This window comes from Heyndrickxia sporothermodurans (genome assembly GCF_003055045.1).
Taxonomy (GTDB): domain Bacteria; phylum Bacillota; class Bacilli; order Bacillales; family Bacillaceae_C; genus Heyndrickxia; species Heyndrickxia sporothermodurans.
Window position 1 is genome coordinate 44,287 of the sequence record NZ_NAZB01000028.1, and the last position, 17,788, is coordinate 62,074.

Here is a 17,788-nt window from a genome sequence, read left to right on the forward strand (position 1 = left end):
AGGACGCCGCAAGAAATATCTAACCAGGCCTTGGAGGAGTGTGTAGATAAAAGGCTTTTTTGTGCAACAGATTTTGTCGATATGATTCAGTATATCAAACGGCAACGACCATTAAATGTTACAGATGTCCGTAATGAAGAGGGTAAAATTAAACCATTCCATGGTCAAAATGCGTTTATTATTCAAACCTATGCCCAAAAAAGAGATGTAAATGAATATATAGCTGTATTGGAGGGAGAAAAATGAGCCCATTAAAGAAATCGGAAGAGCTTTTAAAAACCCTCCATTTATCAGAAGCAGCCCATTCTTTGTCTCAGTTTGTCAAACAAGCTGAGACAAACGAATCAACCTATCTTTCCTTTCTTTACAGCATTTTGGAATATGAGCAAAAACGAAGAGAGGAAAAACAATTGGAAAAAAGGCTGAAATGGGCAGCCTTCCCTTTTCAAAAAACACTGGATGAATTTCATTTAGAAGAACAACAATCATTAAGTCAAAAGCAATTGAATCATCTGAGAGAATTAACATGGATTGAACAATTATATAATATTATTCTGCTTGGACCGCCAGGCATAGGCAAAACACACTTATCAGTTGGATTAGGATTAGAAGCAATCAATCAAGGTCATAAGGTTATGTTTATCACCATGGGAGAGTTGGTTCATGCCTTAAAAACGCAGGAAATTTCAAGGAAAGCACAGACCAAAATGAAAAGAATCCGTACTGCGGACTTAGTCATCATTGATGATCTTATGTTTATGGCAATGGATCAGCATGAAGCGAACCTATTTTTCCATTTAATCAATGACTTATACAACCGATCCTCTATAATCTTGACCTCCAATAAAGCTCCAAAGGAGTGGGGTGAGTTATTAGGGGATCCAGCGATAACGACAGCCATTTTGGATAGGCTTATCCATCGGGCAGAAGTCATTCACTTAAATGGTGATAGCTATCGAATGAAACATCGAGCTACTATTTTTACTGAAAAAGTGTAAAAAATAAATTATCGAAAATTGTAACATTCTACTTGACGGTCACAGCAGTTGCGTAATCGTCAGTAGTTACATTACTAAAAGTAAAGTACACATCTGAAAGTCCAGGTTGAGATGAAGTACCAACAAATTCTATTTTGCTTGAGGCGTTCCACGCCTTGGCACCATTAGAAGCATAACTTGAAAAACCAGCATCACTCACTGAACTGTGTATATTATATAATAGACCTTTTGGACGAGACTGTTTTTTCCAATCGCTTATAACATAAGCATTTGCAACATTATTACTAAGAATTATAGGCAAACAAATAATTAAAACAGTTAACATGATCATAATATTCCTTTTTTTCATAATCATCACTCCTAATATATTTTTATACATTTTACCAAATTATAACCTTTAATAGAGTGAGTTGTAAATCATAATATTTTATCTATTCAAAAAAATTCAAGTAACCATTATTTCAAAGACTGTTTTAGTATCCTAATGTCAAAGGTATATATGGGATATGTAAGTGTTTAAAAATAAAGAAGGTTTAGCACTAGGATTTTTTTATTTTATATAGAATATAAGAAGAGAGGAGTTATTAAAAAGGCTTTCAGTTTCATAAAAATTTTACAACTAGGGTTTGGACTTACTAACTAAAGGAGAAACGAATAGAAAATAAAAACAAAATAATTACAATGAAGGAGCGAATCGAATGAAGATCATACAATCTATTATAATATTTACTCTATTTTTATCTCTTGCTGCTTGTTCTAAAAAGGAAAATCCTAAGGAACATTTAGTAGAAATATATAAAATTGCATTAGACTCTATAATGGAAAAAGATAAAGAATTGAGTAGTGATATGAAATATATAGCTATTGATATGAAGAATTTTGATGAATTAACAAAACAGGATAAAAGCGAAATATTAAGTTATTTTAAGGAAAAGTATAAAGTTGAAGTTATTGATATGTCATTAGACGAATTAAAAGAAAAAGGTTTATTCAATTCTAATACCATGTCTTTAGATGGAGTATTATTAAGAATTAAAAAGGTTGATTATAAACCTTTTAATAATGTTTTATTTGAAGGGTCCAAATATCGTTCTGGCAAAGGTTCTACTGTTGTGGAAACAAAAATTCATTTTAAAGATGGGGAATGGAAAGTTAAAGAGTCAAAAGAAACTCAGAAAAGTTAATATTTACTTACTGACCGTTAATTTTAATATGGATTATCTATTTATTTAACATGACAATCATACAGAGAAAGTAATAAAACAACGAATCCCCGAAATTCGACCAAATTGAGTCAAATTTCGGGGTTTTTCGTTTGGATCGCTAGCTTAGTAGCTTTAAAAAGTTCCGTATAAAAACAGTTTAATAGTATAATTTATTTTTTGAATTGCAATTAAAAGGCTGTTGTCATTAAAGTAAACAAAATTGTGTGTTAAGAATTTGTGTGAAAAGTATTCAGGTAAAAGGCAACACTTGGAAAACCCTCCAAATTCAAATATTTTAAAGGGCTAAGACTAATCTAATATAAGTGCACTTTCTAAAAGATTGAAATAATCGAATGCCTGTTATTACCTGTTACAATTTCGTACTAGTTGCAAATCCTAAATTTTGTTTAACTACGGGCATAATTTTTTGTTAATATCTCAGATCGAGTAATGTTAAATATTTTTCCCTCAAAATTAACAAAATATACGAAAATAGCCTAAAATATAAAACGAAATAACATCATACATATAATCCCTGTCAAAACGGTACCTAATAAACTCCTCGTAAAAATAGCCACTAAAAAAACGGGCAACGATACGACTAAATTAAGACTATTTTCATAGAGTGCTAGTTTGTCATTTGAAAATAAAAGGGATTGTGCAAGTAACGCAGCCATGACGGCTACTGGGACATGCTTTAACCAACTAATCGCCCAGTCCGGAAGCTGGATACGACTCAAAACCATTAAAGGAAGAACCCTCGGAATAAATGTGACTAGTGCGCATCCAAAAATGACTAATAAAATGGTATATCTTATTTCCATTTTTCAATCACCATCCCAATCGTTGCTCCTAGAATTGTAGCAACTATAACACCTACACTTCCTGAAAAAATAAAGCTTACGGCTACTACAATAATCACGGCACTAAGAATAACCATGATATCTACAAAGTATTTTTTTTGACTTAAAATTTGAAGCACAAGTAAACCGATAAACATAGCAGGCAAGGCAAAATCTAAACCGAACTTTTCCGGATTGGGGATCCAATTCCCAAAGAATCCACCTGCAATATTAGCTACGATCCAATTTAAATAGGCGGTTAGATTTAAGCCGACCATCCATTTATAGCTACCAAACTTTTTATTTGAGAGTTGATTGATGGCTACACCAAATGTTTCATCCGTTAACAAGCTACCTACATACACATTTTTCCACGGAGATAAATGTCGAAAATAAGGCGATAAGGCGGCGCTGAGTAAAAAATGACGAAGATTTACAAAGAGAATCGTAAAAATAATTGCTGAAACCGGACTACCCATAGCAATCATGCCTGCTGCAATAAATTGGGCTGATCCCGCATAAACAAAAATACTGAGAAGTGCAATCTCCATAATACTTAATCCCGCTGTTTTTTCCACAACACCCGCCGCAAACCCAATACTTAAATATCCAAGTAATGTCGGAACACAGTCTTTTACACCTTTCCAAAAGCTTTCTTCCGTGTTGGAATATGTATTCGTCTTTAACTTAAGTATCTCTTGATTCACTTCTCCTCCCCCTCTTGATGATTGTTTTTATTTTCTAATATATCAGAGGTTTCTTTTTCGGAAAAGTGAATTTTCTCTTCTTTAAAAGAGTAATATAAATAGTGATGTGTAAAATCAGTAAGAAAAATACGATTCCTGCCGCGATAAAATATTCAAAGTTAGGCAAGAAATCATATATAATAAAGAAAAAACTAGATACACAAATTAATATCGCTAAAAAAAATTCAAACAATATTGCTGTAAATGTAAACCACATATATGGAATGATAATTTCCCTATGAGTAACATGCTGTAAAGTAAGCCCTTCCCAACATAGATCAGCTAGTTTATTTAATTTCTTCAAACCACTTCACCTCAATGAACGTACTTAGAAAAACAGTATGTCCAAAAAAGAGGATATAGAAGCAAAAAACATAAGAAAAAGGAATTTTTCCTAATTGCTGTGCCTAGGAGAAACCCCTTTTTCTTTAAAATAAAATTTGCGAAATGTGCTTATTCAAAAGATGTAGCAATTTCAAGAGCAACCATTGGATCCTTTACTTGATCTATCGTATATACGATGGTTTCCTTCTGCCACATAATTCTGTTATCTGATTGATCAACATCGATATGAACCATGCCGTGTGGTTTTGGAATTGGTAATGTATGTGTTTCTAAGTAATTTACCGCATTTTTAGCTAGGTTTTTCCCTTTGTCACCTTCCGTCGTTTTTGCACGGGAAACAAGTGCCCAGCGCCCTTCATTCCAACTCGTCCACTGCGAACCTGCCCCGGCATCTTGGTATCCTTTTATACCATGGCCAAGATCGATTGGATTACCGCCTAGCTTACTATAATCTTGATATCCAATTTGCTCATTAGCTTCTTTTAAGCTATTATATTTTTTCACATTTAAACGCATGATTGCTTTTGCTGTTTGATCTTTTCCAAGCGTATTATGATTTATTGGTATCGGTTGAACGCTTTCATAAAAAACAACTTCATAGTGGTTAGCATCCGATTTAGTTGTTGCGGTTAAATGCTTTCCTTCTGATATAGGAAGTTTATTGGGAAGTACAATGGAAATATTTGTTTTCAACTGGTTTTTTATCGCTTCCATTACTTCAGCCTGTGACATAGTCTGATTTGGGTTTTTCGATTCATTGTTAGACTCGCCCTTATGTTCGTTATTACTATTGTGATTCGTTTGGTCTTGGGCCGGAGCTTGGGATTTCTCCTTATCATTACCCTTTATATCCTCGCTCTTTGGTGCACAGGCACTTAGCAAAAGAACAGCAATAATCGGTGCAAATATTATGTTTAGCTTCATGGCTACCTTCCTTTCCTCTTTTACACATGTTTCCCTTACGAGTAGGCATTGAAACTTACCTCTTTTTTATTGTATGTTTCTACTTAGTCATATTCGCTCCTATATTTTATACTTATTGTAGGAGGGATAATTGATGAGAAAAAAAGTTTTAATCACGGGCTTTGACCCATTCGGACAAGATCAAATCAACCCTGCATTGGAGGCAGTTAAACGATTTAAAGGTAGAATCATAGAAGAAGTTGAAGTTGTTACATTAGAAGTTCCCACTGTATTTCATGAATCAATCAAAGTGGTGATAAAAGCGATCGAACTACACCAGCCTGATGTAGTCATTTGTGTAGGACAAGCGGGCGGTAGAACACAAATAACACCTGAACGGGTCGCAATTAATATTGATGATGCACGCATCCCGGATAATCATCAAAAACAGCCGATCGATGAAGCAATTGTTGAAAATGGCCCTGTTGCCTACTGGTCAACCTTACCGATTAAAAGAATCGTTCATAATATGAAAAAGGCTGGCATACCATCAGCTGTTTCAAATTCTGCAGGAACTTTTGTTTGTAATCACCTATTTTATGGTGTCATGAATTATATTGAAAAAAATACCCCACATATTCGTGGAGGCTTTATCCATATTCCATTCATTCCGGAGCAAACAATCAATAATAACGCGCCAAGTTTAAGTCTAGATGTCATCGTACGCGGACTTGAAATAGCAATTATCACTTCTGCTAATGAGGGAAAGGACATTCGAGAAGTCGGGGGCACTATACATTAAAGAAACGGACAGGGAGTTTCGGATCTTATGGAGGTGTTTGCAGCACGGTTCTTACCTTTGAGGGACCGTTTCAGCGGGATTCGCGTTGCTATCGGACCGATTTCCCCTTTTCCGGTTCCATTTCAGCGGAATCGGCTCTGTCATCGGACCGCCTCTTTCTTTTCTAGTACCATTCAGCGGGATTCGCGCTGCTATCGGACCGCTTCTCCCTTTTCCAGTACCATTTCAGCAGGATTGGCGCCGACATCAGACCGCCTTCCTCTTTCCCAGAACCATTATAGCAGGGGCGCTCTATCATCGGATTGATCCGCTTCGCTCAATTCACAGCTCATAAGCAAGAAAAGTTTTTCTTATCAGACTGGCACTAGAAACCAGTCCATTATTAATCATCTTTTTCAATTACATATATCTTTCTGTTAATTGGATATATTTTTCGTACCACTTTTCCCATTCTTCTTTTCTTGATTCAATTGTTCTACCATCTAATAAGGCACTTATAACATCTAGACAAACATGCCATCCAGCCAGATCCTTTGGGGTATGATTTGTCATTTTATTTATCGTTTCATTTAAAATTAATAAGCATCCATCATTCTCTTTATACAGTTCAAAACGCACTTTATCTTCCGCCCAAGTAAATTCCAATACAGAATACATTTCAAGTTCGGTAATTTCCATCTCCTCAAAAGTGCCATCCTGCATATCAAACAAAATGATCCCACCTTTACGAAGATCTTTCACTCGTAACTCTGAAAACCATTTCGAAAGCTTTTCATTGTCCGTTAACATCGCCCATACCTCTTCAACGGAATGCTGTAATTGACGTTCAAATCTCGCAAAATAATGATCCTCGACCTTTTGTATTGAAGCTAACATTATTCCACCTTCTCACAATGTAATTTGCTTTCATTGTATTAATAACCAGTCCTAATATCAACCATCTCTTTTTTCTTTATCGATTAATAAGATTATTATAAGATTAGACTAATTTAAATAAAAGGAGAGAAGTTACAATGACAATAGCAGTTATTTATGGGGGAACCCGCCCGAATGGAAATGCAGAAACATTAACAGATCTAGCCATTAACGGATTAGAAGTAGAAAAAATATACTTAGGTGAATATCTCATTCAACCAATCAAAGATGGAAGGCATTCAGAAGAAGGATTTCAAGAAGTAAGTGACGATTACAACTCCATTATCAACCGTCTGTTACCACATGATACATGGATTTTTTCCACCCCTATTTATTGGTACAGTATGTCAGGAATCATGAAAAACTTTATCGATCGTTGGTCACAAACAATGAGAGACACAAACTATCCTGAATTTAAAACGCAAATGTCTAAGAAAAAAGCATATGTGATTGCTGTTGGTGGGGATGAGCCTTATATGAAGGGATTACCAATGATTCAACAATTTCAGCATATCTTTGATTTTATGGGTATGTCGTTTGAGGGATATGTTCTTGGAGAAGGAAATAAGCCGGGAGATATTTTGAATGACAAAAAGGCTGTATATGCTGCTACCGAATTATTAAGAAGGTAAATAATTATCGTTTTAATTCTGAAATAAGAAGATACCCTTAGCAAAGGGTATTTTCTTATTTCTTGATTTCTATAACATATTAAATCATCCAGCTACCTGTTTCGAAAACTGACTGTTATAAAGATCTGCATAAAACCCATCCACTTCCAATAATTCTTGGTGAGAGCCCTGTTCAATTACTTTTCCTTGGTTCATTACTAAAATTAAATCGGCATCTCTAATTGTTGAAAGGCGGTGAGCAATGACGAAGCTTGTTCTTCCTTCCATTAATCGATTCATTGCCTGTTGAATCAATAATTCTGTACGTGTATCAACACTTGATGTTGCTTCATCCAAAATCATAATCGGAGGGTCGGCTAAAATCGCCCGAGCAATTGTTAGTAACTGCTTTTGCCCTTGAGAGATATTCGATGCTTCTTCATTCAATACGGTATCATATCCATCTGGAAGTGTACGGATAAAATGATCAGCCCGAGCTGCTTTAGCTGCTTGGAAGATTTCTTCATCCGTCGCACCATTTTTCCCATACGCTAAATTTTCTTTTATCGTTCCATTAAATAACCACGTATCTTGAAGCACCATTCCGAATGTTGTCCGTAGATCTTCACGTGATATTTCCCTCGTATCGATGCCATCAATTTTAATCGCACCACCATTTAGTTCATAAAATCTCATTAATAAATTTATCAATGTCGTCTTCCCGGCACCTGTTGGCCCGACAATGGCGACTGTTTGACCAGGATGAACATCAATATTCATATCTTCTATTAATAAATCCTTATCATAGCCGAAATCAACATGCTCGAATGTAACAGCACCTTTTGCATGAGTTAAAGTTGATGTATTCTTTTCTTGAATTTCCTCTTCCTCATCAAGAAGTTCAAAAACACGTTCCGCGGCAGCAACCGTTGATTGTATAATATTGGCGATGTTCGCTGTTTGTGTAATTGGTTGTGTGAATTGCTTTGTATAGGTAATAAATGCTTGAATATCACCTATCGAAATAGCTCTTTTTGTCACTAAAATTCCGCCAATAACACTGATTAAAACATAGCTTAAATTTCCAACGAAAAACATCATCGGCATAATGATTCCTGAGATAAATTGTGCTTTACGTCCTGCTTGGTATAATTCTTCATTTACTTCATCAAACTGTTCAAGTGCTTTCTTCTCATGTCCAAATGCTTTTACCACTTGATGTCCTGTATACATTTCCTCAATATGTCCGTTTAACTGTCCTAGTGTTCGTTGTTGATCAGCAAAATGTTTTTGTGATCTTTTTAAAATTGGTTTAATCACAAAGATAGACACGGGCAAGCTAACGATTGATATCAATGTGAGGAGAGGACTGATCGTCAACATCATAATAATGATACCAACAATCATAACAATCGATGTAATAAACTGGGTAACACTTTGCTGTAATGTACTCCCTATTAAATCAATATCATTTGTCACCCGACTTAATGTCTCTCCGTTTGGACGACTATCATAATATTTAAGCGGCAGCTTCTCTAGCTTTTCATTCACATCTTCCCTCAAATGATATACCGTTTTCTGCGCTACGCTTGACATAATGTATTGCTGAATGTACGTAAATAAACTACTAATGACATATAGACCTGCTAAAAGGAGGAGAAGCTGGCCAATGGCACCAAAGTCTATTTCGGCACCTGGTACGCCTTTAAATTTTGCATATGCCCCTTTAAATACTTCTGTAATGGCGTTTCCCATAATTTTTGGACCTGCAATAGTAAAAATCGTACTCATGGTTGCCGCAACAAACACTACGATTAATTGATTGCGAAGAGGTTTTAAATACGAAAGCAGACGCTTGAAGGTTCCTTTAAAATTTTTAGCCTTCTGTCCAGCCATCATCATATGACCGCCGCCGTGTCCTGGTCCACCGCCGTGAGGATGCGATTTTTTATGCTTACTCATGCAATCTCCTCCTCTGAAAGCTGTGATTCAACGATTTCACGATAAACTTCATTTGTTTCTAGTAATTCTTTATGTGTTCCTATCCCAGCAATTTTTCCTTTATCTAAGACGATAATTCGATCCGCATCGATAACGGTACTCACCCGTTGTGCAACGAGAATAACCGTTGCCTCTTCTGTTTCATTTTTTAGTGCAGCACGTAATTTTGCATCCGTTTTATAATCAAGTGCTGAAAAACTATCATCAAAAATATAAATATCAGGCTTTCTTACAAGTGCCCTCGCTATCGAAAGACGTTGCTTTTGGCCACCGGATATATTTGCCCCACCTTGTGAAATGACCGAATCGTAACCGGCGTCCATTTTACCAATAAAATCATCAGCTTGAGCGACTTTTGCAGCATGGACAATTTCTTCTTGAGTGGCGTCCTCTTTTCCAAAACGAATATTTTCCGCAATTGTTCCTGAAAAAAGCAGTGCTTTCTGAGGTACAAAACCAATTTTTGAACGGACTTCATCTTGCGAAGCGTCACTAACATCGACACCATTTACCCGAATCGTCCCGCTAGTCACATCAAAAAACCTTGGAATCAAATTCACTAAAGTTGATTTCCCTGCTCCTGTTCCACCAATAATCGCCGTCACTTCACCTGAATTGGCTTTAAAATGGATATCTGATAATGCAGGTTCTTCTGCACCAGGATAGCTGAATGATACATGTTCAAATTCAAGCGTGCCACGATTCTTATCGGCTGTTTGTTTTCCCTCATCCAAAAACGTTGGTTCCATTTCTAGAACTTCATTAATCCGTTTTGCCGAGACTGCAGCACGAGGCACCATCACAAACATCATCGACGCCATCACAAGTGCAAACATAATTTGCATCACGTATTGAATAAAAGCCATAAGATCCCCTACTTGCATTGCACCATTATCAATCCGAATCCCGCCAAACCATATGACGCCTACAACTGTTAAATTCATCACAAGCATCATAACAGGCATTAAAAGTGCCATTACCTTATTTACTTTAATGGAAACGTCCGTTAAATCTTTATTCGCCTTTTGAAGCCGAACCTTTTCTTGTTTTTCACGATTAAAGGCACGAATAACCCGAATTCCAGTCAAATTTTCACGCAATACTAAATTCAAACGATCCAATCTTGCCTGAACTGTTTTGAACAGCGGAATCCCTTTATTCATAATTAATAAGATCGAACCGACCAATAACGGAATGGTGACAACGATAATTAATGATAATTTTGCATCCTTAGACAGTGCCATAATCAGTCCACCTACAAACATAATTGGCGCACTAACTACCATACGAAGCATCATAATGACCACTTGCTGTACTTGAGTAATATCATTTGTCGTTCTCGTAATTAATGATGCCGTACCTACTTCATCAAAATCTTGAAGTGAAAACTTCTCCACATGACTAAAGACTTTTCGGCGAATATCCCTTCCGAACCCCATAGCGGCCTTTGATGAAAAATAGCTTGCAGCAACAGATGCTAATGCACCAAAAGCAGAAACTAGCAACATGATTCCGCCAATTTTCCAAATATATGGCGTATCCCCTACGACCACACCTTTATCGATAATATCCGCCATTAATGTCGGTAAATAAAGATCTGACATCGATTGTAGGAAAACAAGTCCAAATACTGCTAGAACGATCCATTTATAAAATGATAAATTTTTCAATAGCTTAGCCATTCGATCATTCTCCTTGTTCAGTTATTTCTTTTTCTAAAAATAGTGCTATTTGGAGAAGTGCGGCAAGGAAATCTTCTGATTGCTTTTCAGTAAATGTTTGAAGTGCACATTCAAAAGCATGATGAATACTTCCCTTTTGAACCCAAATCGTATCAAAAAATTCCTTGCCTTTCTCACTCAATATCAATTGCATTTCCCTTCGATTGTCTTCAACAGGGTGCCTATGAATCAACCCTGCTAAAACAAGACCGTCAACGGCCTGACTTAATGTACTTTTCGGGAGCTGAGTTTCCTTACCTAGCTCCTTTTGTGTCATTTCAATTTGTGGTGCCAATTTCGTTAGTAATACCAATTGCGGGATTGAGAGGTTATGATCGGAAGCTGTTTTTTGAAAAATTTTCCTCGCATTTTGTTGTACACGATCAAATGCACGAAGGATTTCTAATGAAAGCTGATTCAATTGATCTTTATCGCTCCTTTTGTCCAATTTAGAATTGTTCCATTATGAACTATTCACAATGATAAATATTAATTTACTCTGATAAATAGCCATAGTCAAGAAAAAAATCCTTTCGTTTTGAAAGGATTTTTTGCAGATCTTATTTTACCGGAATCCAAATTTCAGAATAGGAATCTGGACTAAATGCGTCTTCATTTGGATATACTTCCAATTCCGGAGTCCCGGCATGTTGATAGCCACTGGATGGGAACCATTCCGAAAAGATCTGTTTCCACACTTTTTGCATGGCATCAGGCATTGGACCGTGAACCTCAAATACAGCCCATTTAGAAGCAGGAATCTCCAGTTTTTCAAATTTATCAGGAACATCGCCATCATGGGCAGCAGCGATCCAATATTCCATTTGTTGTGGTCGCGTTGAACCATTATCGACGCAGACACCTAGCACCCCATTAACCGGACCATTGTTTACCTTGAATAGCTCGTCATCTGTTCCATTTGCATTTACTTCGTCCCAAAACTTCGGAATACCGACAAGATTTTCACCGTTTGCATATGAAAATTCTCGCTTAATCCCGACGATTTGAAATGCATCTTTCTTAACAATACTGTACTTCATTGGTTCTACCCCTTTCAGATTCACCTGTATCATCAGGCGGTTATAAGATTTCAGCTTTCCAATGCCTTTACGTGCTTCACTTGGAGTAACCCCGTGTTGCTTACGAAAAGCTTTGGCGAAAGCCTCGGGAGTGTCGTAGCCATACTTATAGGCGAGCTCAATAATTTTAGCATTTGTTTTTGCTAATTCTTCAGCTGCTAGTGTTAAGCGTCTCCGACGAAGATATTCACCTACGGAGACATCAGTTAGCACTGAAAATGTTCGCTGAAAGTGAAATGTTGAAGCGTTAGCTTGGTTAGCTATATCATCAATTGTTATCTCCTCAAGCAAATGCTCTTCCATGTAGTTAATCGCCTTTTGTAATGATTCCACCCATGCCATATCGCTCACTCCTTACTAACATTCTAAAAGGGGAATGACTTTCTATCCTGTCATTTTATGCTTTGTTAAGACAGATTCTCTATCGCTAGCTTTTTTTCCTGCTTTAGCCTGAAATGTTTATTTCGTTATACCTATCGAAACATACTTCATTTCAACAAACTCTAGTATTCCTTCCTTTCCACCTTCTTTTCCAAATCCTGATTCCTTTATTCCCCCAAATGGCGCCTCGGCTGTTGCTGGAAAAACATCATTTACTCCAATTATTCCGTATTCTAATGCTTCTGTGAGTTGAAATAGACGGTTCGTACTTTCCGTCATAACATAAGCAGCTAAACCATATGGAAGCTGATTCGCTTTTTCAATAACTTCCTCTAATAAGTCAAATGTTTCAATCGGCAAAACGGGTCCGAATGTTTCTTCGTTCATAACCTTCATTTGATCATTTACATCTACAAGGACAGTAGGTTCATAGAAATGACCGCCTAATCCTCCATTCCATTCCTTCCCCCCAGCTACAATCGACGCACCATGTTTCAAAGCATCCTCGACATGTTCTGTTACTTTTTCCACAGCATTTCGGTCAATCATTGGACCGATAACTGTTGAATCCTCATTTCCATTACCGATTTTAAGGTTCCTTACTTTTGCCGATAGTTTTTCGATAAATTCTTCTGCTATATTCTGATGTACATAAACTCTGTTCGCACAAATGCATGTTTGACCACAGTTTCTAAATTTACTTGCGATTGTTAAATCGACAGCTGTTTCAAGATTTGCATCTTCTAGAACTAGAATTGGTGCGTGTCCACCTAACTCTAGTGATAATTTTTTAATATGCTGGGCACTATTTTTCATTAGGTCTCTTCCCACTTCTGTTGATCCAGTAAAAGTAATTAACCGGACATCCGGACTTTGCGTCAACGCGTCTCCAATAGCTCTAGCGTCACCTGCTACTAAATTCAAGACACCTTTTGGAAGTCCTACTTCTTCGAAAATTTTCACGATAGCCATCGCCGTTAACGGTGTTTGGGAAGCGGGCTTCAAAACAACAGTACAACCTGCTGCTAAAGAAGGTCCAAGTTTTCGTGTCACCATTGAGGCAGGGAAATTCCATGGTGTGATTGCTGCAATGACGCCGATTGCTTGTGGAATGACAAGTGACCGTTTTTTTGAGTTTGATGGCGGAATGATTTCACCATATATGCGATTTGCTTCCTCGGCATACCACAATAAGTAACTCGCTGCTGATTCTATTTCCGTTCGAGCTTCTGAGAGCGGCTTCCCCTGTTCCGATGTTAAAATTTGAGCAAGCTGTTCTTTTTCTTCAAGCATCTTTTCATATGCTTTGTACAAAAACCTTGAGCGTTCTCTAGCCGTTCGTTTCGACCAGGAAGGAAAAGCAGCTTTTGCTTCCTCAATGGCTTCTAGAGCATCCTCTTTTCCTCCATACGATATTTCCGTCAGCTTTTCTAATGTTGCTGGGTTTGTAATCATTCGATAAGTACCGGAATAAGCTTCACGCCATTCTCCATTTATAAATATCCCTTTTTCCTTTTGTCCTATTAACATTGTTTTCCCTCCTGTAAACTTTTTTGAACGGCAATTAATGCTTCTTTTCCAATCATTCCTTAAATGTTTGTAAGAAAATTTGTATCTAATTGATATTTTTATAGATACGCATCCATTAATGTTAATCTCCTCTCCTTTGAAAAGCTTTATAAATTCAAAAAAGCCAGCCCTATCACATACTATTGTGATAAAGACCGGCTTTATGATTCATTAACCCCACTCCGACAAGAATGGCTATGATATCTAAACAGTCAGTATGAATAATCAAAGATCCGTTTCTTCCCTTCCTTCCGCGGTAAAACGGCTAGGGCCGAAGAAATATACTATATTTTAATTTTACCAAATTTTCAGTATGATTCAAGTGACTTTTGAATGATTTAACTTGATAATAAGACTACACTTAGTATTTTCAGGCTGTACTTTTATCGACCTTTTGACTTTTCGAAGAAGTAATTAATATCAATTTAACAACTAATGAAATGTAATATATTGCATATCATTCCCTTTATTTTTCATGTATACTATATAATAGATATTACACAAAACTTTTATTGAGGGTGAGTCGACATGCCGATACCAATTAATCATTCGAAGCCTATACGCAAATCTGCTAAGGAAAATGCATTCAACCAAATACAGCAATGGATTATTGAAGGTACATTGAAACCTGGTGAAAAACTAAACGACTCCGAGCTGGCAGAAGCATTGGGTGTAAGTCGGACACCAATACGGGAATCTTTGCAATTGCTGGAAGTTCAAGGTTTTGTAAAAATGTATCCCGGTAAAGCAACTCAAGTAACAGAGGTGAAGAAAGAATCGATTAAAGATCTGCTTCCTCCGTTAGCTTCATTGCAGGCATTATCGGCCGAACTAGCCATTTCACATTTAAATGATGAAGTGATTAAATTGCTTGAACGTACAAATGAAAGATTTGCAGAAGCCATTCACTCAAAAAATTATTTTTCTGCACTAAGAATAGATGAGGAATTTCATCAAATTATTGTCGACACTGCAAAAAATCCTTACATACACAACATCGTTGCTGATTTACAGGCACATGTTAGAAGATTATTTTTTCATAACTCCATTATTCTAACTAAAAAATCTATTGATGAACATCAAACGATCATCAATTTAATGAAAGATCATAACGTAACCGAAGTCGCACAAGTCATGCGCCAAAACTGGCTCCGTGCGATTGAGGAATTCCATTCAATAAAATAAGCAAAGCCGGCTTCCCAAATCGAGGAGGCCGGCTTTTTCTATTTGTCTAGCTACAGCGCCTAGTCCTTCGAGATCAAATAACTTTCGGGGCTGAACAAGGCGCTTTCGCTTTTCCTATGCATGCACTTCTGAATATCGATGGACGCGTGCAATGATTCCCGTGACTAAGATTACAATGAGAACCGGAAGCAGCCATCCTAGTCCTTCATTATATAAAGGTAAATAATGCTTATAGAAAGAAATAATACCTTCTAACCATCCAGCGTAATCTATTTTAAAGAGATCATAAAATTTTTTAATCCCATCAATAATACTTATTAAAAATGTAACAAACGTCGCCGAAATATAAACAACTTTTGAGTGATTGAAAAGTGGTGACAAGAAAGTTAATAGCATTAATACAATGGCTAACGGATAAAGAAACATTAATACAGGAATTGAATAATTAATAATATTTGCTAGTCCAAAATTAGCAATGATAAAGGTAAACACTGTGAAAAACGTAACGAAAATTTTGTAGCTTATTTTTGGTAAAAGTGTATGGAAGTATTCCCCACAAGCTGTCATTAAGCCTATACTTGTCGTTAAACAGGCAAGCAGGATAACAACAGACAGCATTACTGTTCCCGTCATACCGAAATAATAAGATGCAGCACTTCCTAAAACAGGACCGCCAGTATCAAAGAGACCAAATCTGCCCGTGCTTGTTGCCCCTAAGTAGGTAATTCCCACATAAATGATACCGAGAAATGCAATCGCAACAAAGCCTGATTTTGCCGTTGCACCAAGGATTCCACGAGTAGAATTCACACCCATTGAACGGATGGCATTAATGACAATAATACCAAATACAAGTGAAGCTAATGCATCCATCGTATTATATCCTTCCGTAAATCCTTTCATAAAGGCATTACCTGTATATGCACCTTGTGGAGCTTCAATGGATCCCATTGGTTTGACAATCACCGTTACTAATAAAATAAATAAAAGAATAATAATACCAGGAGATAAGATTTTTCCTACGCGATCCACTATCTTTGCTGGATTCAAAGAAAACCATAGAGTAATCACAAAAAATAATAAGGTGAAAATAAATAACCCTGTTTGTTCAAATCCCTTTCCGACAAATGGGGCGATCCCGATGTCATATGCTACTGCACCTGTACGCGGTGCCGCAAAGAATGGCCCAATCGTTAAATATAATAGAGAAGTAAAAATCACTCCATAGATTGGATGAATTCTACTAGATAGTTCTTGTAAATTCCGACTTCCTGAAAACCCCATCACTAAGATACCTAGAAAAGGTAAACCGACGCCAGTAATCAAAAAGCCTACAACTGCAGGTATAATATTTGTTCCAGCATTTTGACCAAGCTGTGCTGGGAAAATTAAATTGCCCGCTCCGAAAAACAACGCAAATAGCATTACCCCTACTACAAAGTAAGATGAAAATGATAGTTTGCCATTCATAATATGTTCCCCCTAAGATGAGTATTTTGCTAAAAATGCTATATGCAATATATTAATGGAATCTATCATACTATCTTTGTATGCAAAATGCAATATACCAATCAGATTTTTTTGATAATTCGAACTGGAGTTAGGACAATGAGGCTGATCCACTATCCTAATCTAATCTTAATTATCAAAAAAGTAGCTTAATATACGACTTTTTGTGGAACTATAAGAGTATGTTATAAAAGAAAATAATGTGATTTTATTACCTATCCAATGAATAGGAGGACAAAATGTTTCTGTCATATCCCATTTTAGCCGCTCTTTTAGGTATGTTAATTGCCCAATTTGTCAAAATTCCCATTCACTTTTTAGCCTCACGGGAATTGAAATGGAGTTTATTTTTAAGTACAGGTGGAATGCCCAGCTCACATACAGCTACAGTTATTTCCTTAACAACAGCCATCGGATTAACTTCCGGTTTTTATTCTAATGAGTTTGCAATCTGCGTCGTTGTTTCTGCCATCGTTATTCATGATGCAATTGGTGTTCGAAGAGAAGCCGGGTTCCATGCTGAAGTGTTAAATAAATTATTAGCTGATTTCAATCAATTAATTGAAATCATTAAAGATCATAATGTAAAGATGGATCAGTACCAAAAGAAATTTAAAGAATTGTTAGGACATAAACCGGTAGAGGTTTTCTTTGGAATCATTACAGGTATCTTAGTAGGTTTGTTAACATTTTATATTTATCCATTCTAATGGTTGCGAGTTTGGACCCTAGTTCCGTTATTTGTACGAATAATGGAGTAATTGTTTTTGTTTATGGACATTGCAAGTGGTCCGATAGAGCAATGCTGGAATGGTGCCGGGAAAGGGAGAAGCGGTACTATTGCTGTGCCGGGCGTACTTCTATCGGACCGGGATAGGGAAAAGCGGTACCATTGCTGTGCCGGGCGTACTGCTATGGAACCGGTTAAAGGAGAAGCGGTACCATTGCTGTGCTGGTCGTACTTCTATCGGACCGG

Annotated in this window: 18 protein-coding genes; 7 read left to right on the forward strand and 11 right to left on the reverse strand. The window is 36.8% G+C overall.

All coding sequences use genetic code 11. The features are described 5' to 3' along the window. Positions 1-81 precede the first annotated feature (81 nt). Together B5V89_RS20465 and istB are read left to right on the forward strand one after the other, a co-directional pair. Complete coding sequence (locus B5V89_RS20465; protein WP_244913496.1) at positions 82-246, forward strand: hypothetical protein; 165 nt, start codon at positions 82-84, stop codon at positions 244-246. Further along, on the forward strand, positions 243-998 hold the full coding sequence (gene istB, locus B5V89_RS12910) for an IS21-like element helper ATPase IstB (protein ID WP_066232043.1): 756 nt from the start codon (positions 243-245) through the stop codon (positions 996-998). Before B5V89_RS20465 ends, istB begins: the two co-directional genes overlap by 4 nt. A 28-nt stretch (positions 999-1,026) precedes the next feature. On the opposite strand, the gene B5V89_RS12915 is transcribed toward istB, so the two are convergent. Then, complete coding sequence (locus B5V89_RS12915) at positions 1,027-1,347, reverse strand: hypothetical protein (protein WP_108072354.1); 321 nt, start codon at positions 1,345-1,347, stop codon at positions 1,027-1,029. A 349-nt stretch (positions 1,348-1,696) separates the two neighbouring features. Here B5V89_RS12915 and B5V89_RS12920 point away from each other — a divergent pair, with 349 nt between their 5' ends. Next, the gene (locus B5V89_RS12920; RefSeq protein ID WP_066228049.1) at positions 1,697-2,182 is read left to right on the forward strand and encodes a peptide ABC transporter substrate-binding protein; all 486 of its coding nucleotides are present in this window, start codon (positions 1,697-1,699) and stop codon (positions 2,180-2,182) included. Between the two features lie 518 nt (positions 2,183-2,700). Here the strand turns inward: B5V89_RS12920 and B5V89_RS12925 are convergent. The 3 genes from B5V89_RS12925 to B5V89_RS12940 all read right to left on the reverse strand — a co-directional run bounded on the left by B5V89_RS12925 (position 2,701) and on the right by B5V89_RS12940 (position 5,060). After that, a complete protein-coding gene (locus B5V89_RS12925) occupies positions 2,701-3,027 on the reverse strand; it encodes an AzlD domain-containing protein (protein WP_066228046.1) in 327 nt (108 codons plus the stop codon). Beyond that, a complete protein-coding gene (locus B5V89_RS12930) occupies positions 3,018-3,752 on the reverse strand; it encodes an AzlC family ABC transporter permease (protein ID WP_108072355.1) in 735 nt (244 codons plus the stop codon). Before B5V89_RS12930 ends, B5V89_RS12925 begins: the two co-directional genes overlap by 10 nt. Before the next feature lie 492 nt (positions 3,753-4,244). Continuing rightward, positions 4,245-5,060, reverse strand: a complete 816-nt coding sequence (locus tag B5V89_RS12940) for a hypothetical protein (RefSeq protein WP_066228038.1) — start codon at positions 5,058-5,060, stop codon at positions 4,245-4,247. Positions 5,061-5,193: 133 nt separating this feature from the next. On the opposite strand from B5V89_RS12940, the gene pcp reads away from it, so the two are divergent. Continuing rightward, entirely contained in the window at positions 5,194-5,841 is a 648-nt protein-coding gene (gene pcp, locus B5V89_RS12945) for a pyroglutamyl-peptidase I (RefSeq protein ID WP_066228037.1), read from the forward strand. A gap of 399 nt (positions 5,842-6,240) precedes the next feature. Here the strand turns inward: pcp and B5V89_RS12950 are convergent, their stop codons facing one another. After that, positions 6,241-6,717 (reverse strand): SRPBCC family protein, encoded by a 477-nt coding sequence (locus B5V89_RS12950; RefSeq protein WP_108072357.1) that lies wholly within the window; start codon positions 6,715-6,717, stop codon positions 6,241-6,243. A 137-nt stretch (positions 6,718-6,854) separates the two neighbouring features. Here B5V89_RS12950 and B5V89_RS12955 point away from each other — a divergent pair, with 137 nt between their 5' ends. Next, the gene (locus B5V89_RS12955; RefSeq protein WP_108072358.1) at positions 6,855-7,388 is read left to right on the forward strand and encodes a flavodoxin family protein; all 534 of its coding nucleotides are present in this window, start codon (positions 6,855-6,857) and stop codon (positions 7,386-7,388) included. Positions 7,389-7,472: 84 nt separating this feature from the next. Here B5V89_RS12955 and B5V89_RS12960 read toward each other — a convergent pair whose 3' ends face one another. From B5V89_RS12960 to B5V89_RS12980, 5 genes are all read right to left on the reverse strand, one after another. Continuing rightward, a complete protein-coding gene (locus B5V89_RS12960; protein ID WP_108072359.1) occupies positions 7,473-9,329 on the reverse strand; it encodes an ABC transporter ATP-binding protein in 1,857 nt (618 codons plus the stop codon). Further along, positions 9,326-11,050 (reverse strand): ABC transporter ATP-binding protein, encoded by a 1,725-nt coding sequence (locus B5V89_RS12965; RefSeq protein WP_108072361.1) that lies wholly within the window; start codon positions 11,048-11,050, stop codon positions 9,326-9,328. Before B5V89_RS12965 ends, B5V89_RS12960 begins: the two co-directional genes overlap by 4 nt. A gap of 4 nt (positions 11,051-11,054) precedes the next feature. Beyond that, entirely contained in the window at positions 11,055-11,537 is a 483-nt protein-coding gene (locus B5V89_RS12970) for a MarR family winged helix-turn-helix transcriptional regulator (RefSeq protein WP_066228020.1), read from the reverse strand. A gap of 112 nt (positions 11,538-11,649) precedes the next feature. Further along, on the reverse strand, positions 11,650-12,510 hold the full coding sequence (locus tag B5V89_RS12975) for an AraC family transcriptional regulator (protein WP_066228017.1): 861 nt from the start codon (positions 12,508-12,510) through the stop codon (positions 11,650-11,652). A gap of 117 nt (positions 12,511-12,627) precedes the next feature. Next, a complete protein-coding gene (locus B5V89_RS12980; protein ID WP_108072365.1) occupies positions 12,628-14,079 on the reverse strand; it encodes an NAD-dependent succinate-semialdehyde dehydrogenase in 1,452 nt (483 codons plus the stop codon). A gap of 567 nt (positions 14,080-14,646) precedes the next feature. Between B5V89_RS12980 and B5V89_RS12985 the strand changes: the two genes are divergently transcribed. Further along, positions 14,647-15,303, forward strand: a complete 657-nt coding sequence (locus tag B5V89_RS12985; protein ID WP_108072367.1) for a GntR family transcriptional regulator — start codon at positions 14,647-14,649, stop codon at positions 15,301-15,303. 114 nt (positions 15,304-15,417) lie between these two features. Here B5V89_RS12985 and brnQ read toward each other — a convergent pair whose 3' ends face one another. Next, complete coding sequence (gene brnQ, locus B5V89_RS12990) at positions 15,418-16,773, reverse strand: branched-chain amino acid transport system II carrier protein (protein ID WP_108072369.1); 1,356 nt, start codon at positions 16,771-16,773, stop codon at positions 15,418-15,420. Between the two features lie 278 nt (positions 16,774-17,051). Here brnQ and B5V89_RS12995 point away from each other — a divergent pair, with 278 nt between their 5' ends. Then, entirely contained in the window at positions 17,052-17,522 is a 471-nt protein-coding gene (locus tag B5V89_RS12995; protein WP_108072371.1) for a divergent PAP2 family protein, read from the forward strand. Positions 17,523-17,788: the final 266 nt, after the last annotated feature.

Coding starts and splice junctions, on each gene's coding strand:
- B5V89_RS20465 (WP_244913496.1), top strand. CDS start 82: ATGATTCAGTATATCAAACGGCAACGACCATTAAATGTTACAGATGTC.
- istB (WP_066232043.1), top strand. CDS start 243: ATGAGCCCATTAAAGAAATCGGAAGAGCTTTTAAAAACCCTCCATTTA.
- B5V89_RS12915 (WP_108072354.1), bottom strand. CDS start 1,347: ATGAAAAAAAGGAATATTATGATCATGTTAACTGTTTTAATTATTTGT.
- B5V89_RS12920 (WP_066228049.1), top strand. CDS start 1,697: ATGAAGATCATACAATCTATTATAATATTTACTCTATTTTTATCTCTT.
- B5V89_RS12925 (WP_066228046.1), bottom strand. CDS start 3,027: ATGGAAATAAGATATACCATTTTATTAGTCATTTTTGGATGCGCACTA.
- B5V89_RS12940 (WP_066228038.1), bottom strand. CDS start 5,060: ATGAAGCTAAACATAATATTTGCACCGATTATTGCTGTTCTTTTGCTA.
- pcp (WP_066228037.1), top strand. CDS start 5,194: ATGAGAAAAAAAGTTTTAATCACGGGCTTTGACCCATTCGGACAAGAT.
- B5V89_RS12950 (WP_108072357.1), bottom strand. CDS start 6,717: ATGTTAGCTTCAATACAAAAGGTCGAGGATCATTATTTTGCGAGATTT.
- B5V89_RS12955 (WP_108072358.1), top strand. CDS start 6,855: ATGACAATAGCAGTTATTTATGGGGGAACCCGCCCGAATGGAAATGCA.
- B5V89_RS12960 (WP_108072359.1), bottom strand. CDS start 9,329: ATGAGTAAGCATAAAAAATCGCATCCTCACGGCGGTGGACCAGGACAC.
- B5V89_RS12965 (WP_108072361.1), bottom strand. CDS start 11,050: ATGGCTAAGCTATTGAAAAATTTATCATTTTATAAATGGATCGTTCTA.
- B5V89_RS12975 (WP_066228017.1), bottom strand. CDS start 12,510: ATGGCATGGGTGGAATCATTACAAAAGGCGATTAACTACATGGAAGAG.
- B5V89_RS12980 (WP_108072365.1), bottom strand. CDS start 14,079: ATGTTAATAGGACAAAAGGAAAAAGGGATATTTATAAATGGAGAATGG.
- B5V89_RS12985 (WP_108072367.1), top strand. CDS start 14,647: ATGCCGATACCAATTAATCATTCGAAGCCTATACGCAAATCTGCTAAG.
- brnQ (WP_108072369.1), bottom strand. CDS start 16,773: ATGAATGGCAAACTATCATTTTCATCTTACTTTGTAGTAGGGGTAATG.
- B5V89_RS12995 (WP_108072371.1), top strand. CDS start 17,052: ATGTTTCTGTCATATCCCATTTTAGCCGCTCTTTTAGGTATGTTAATT.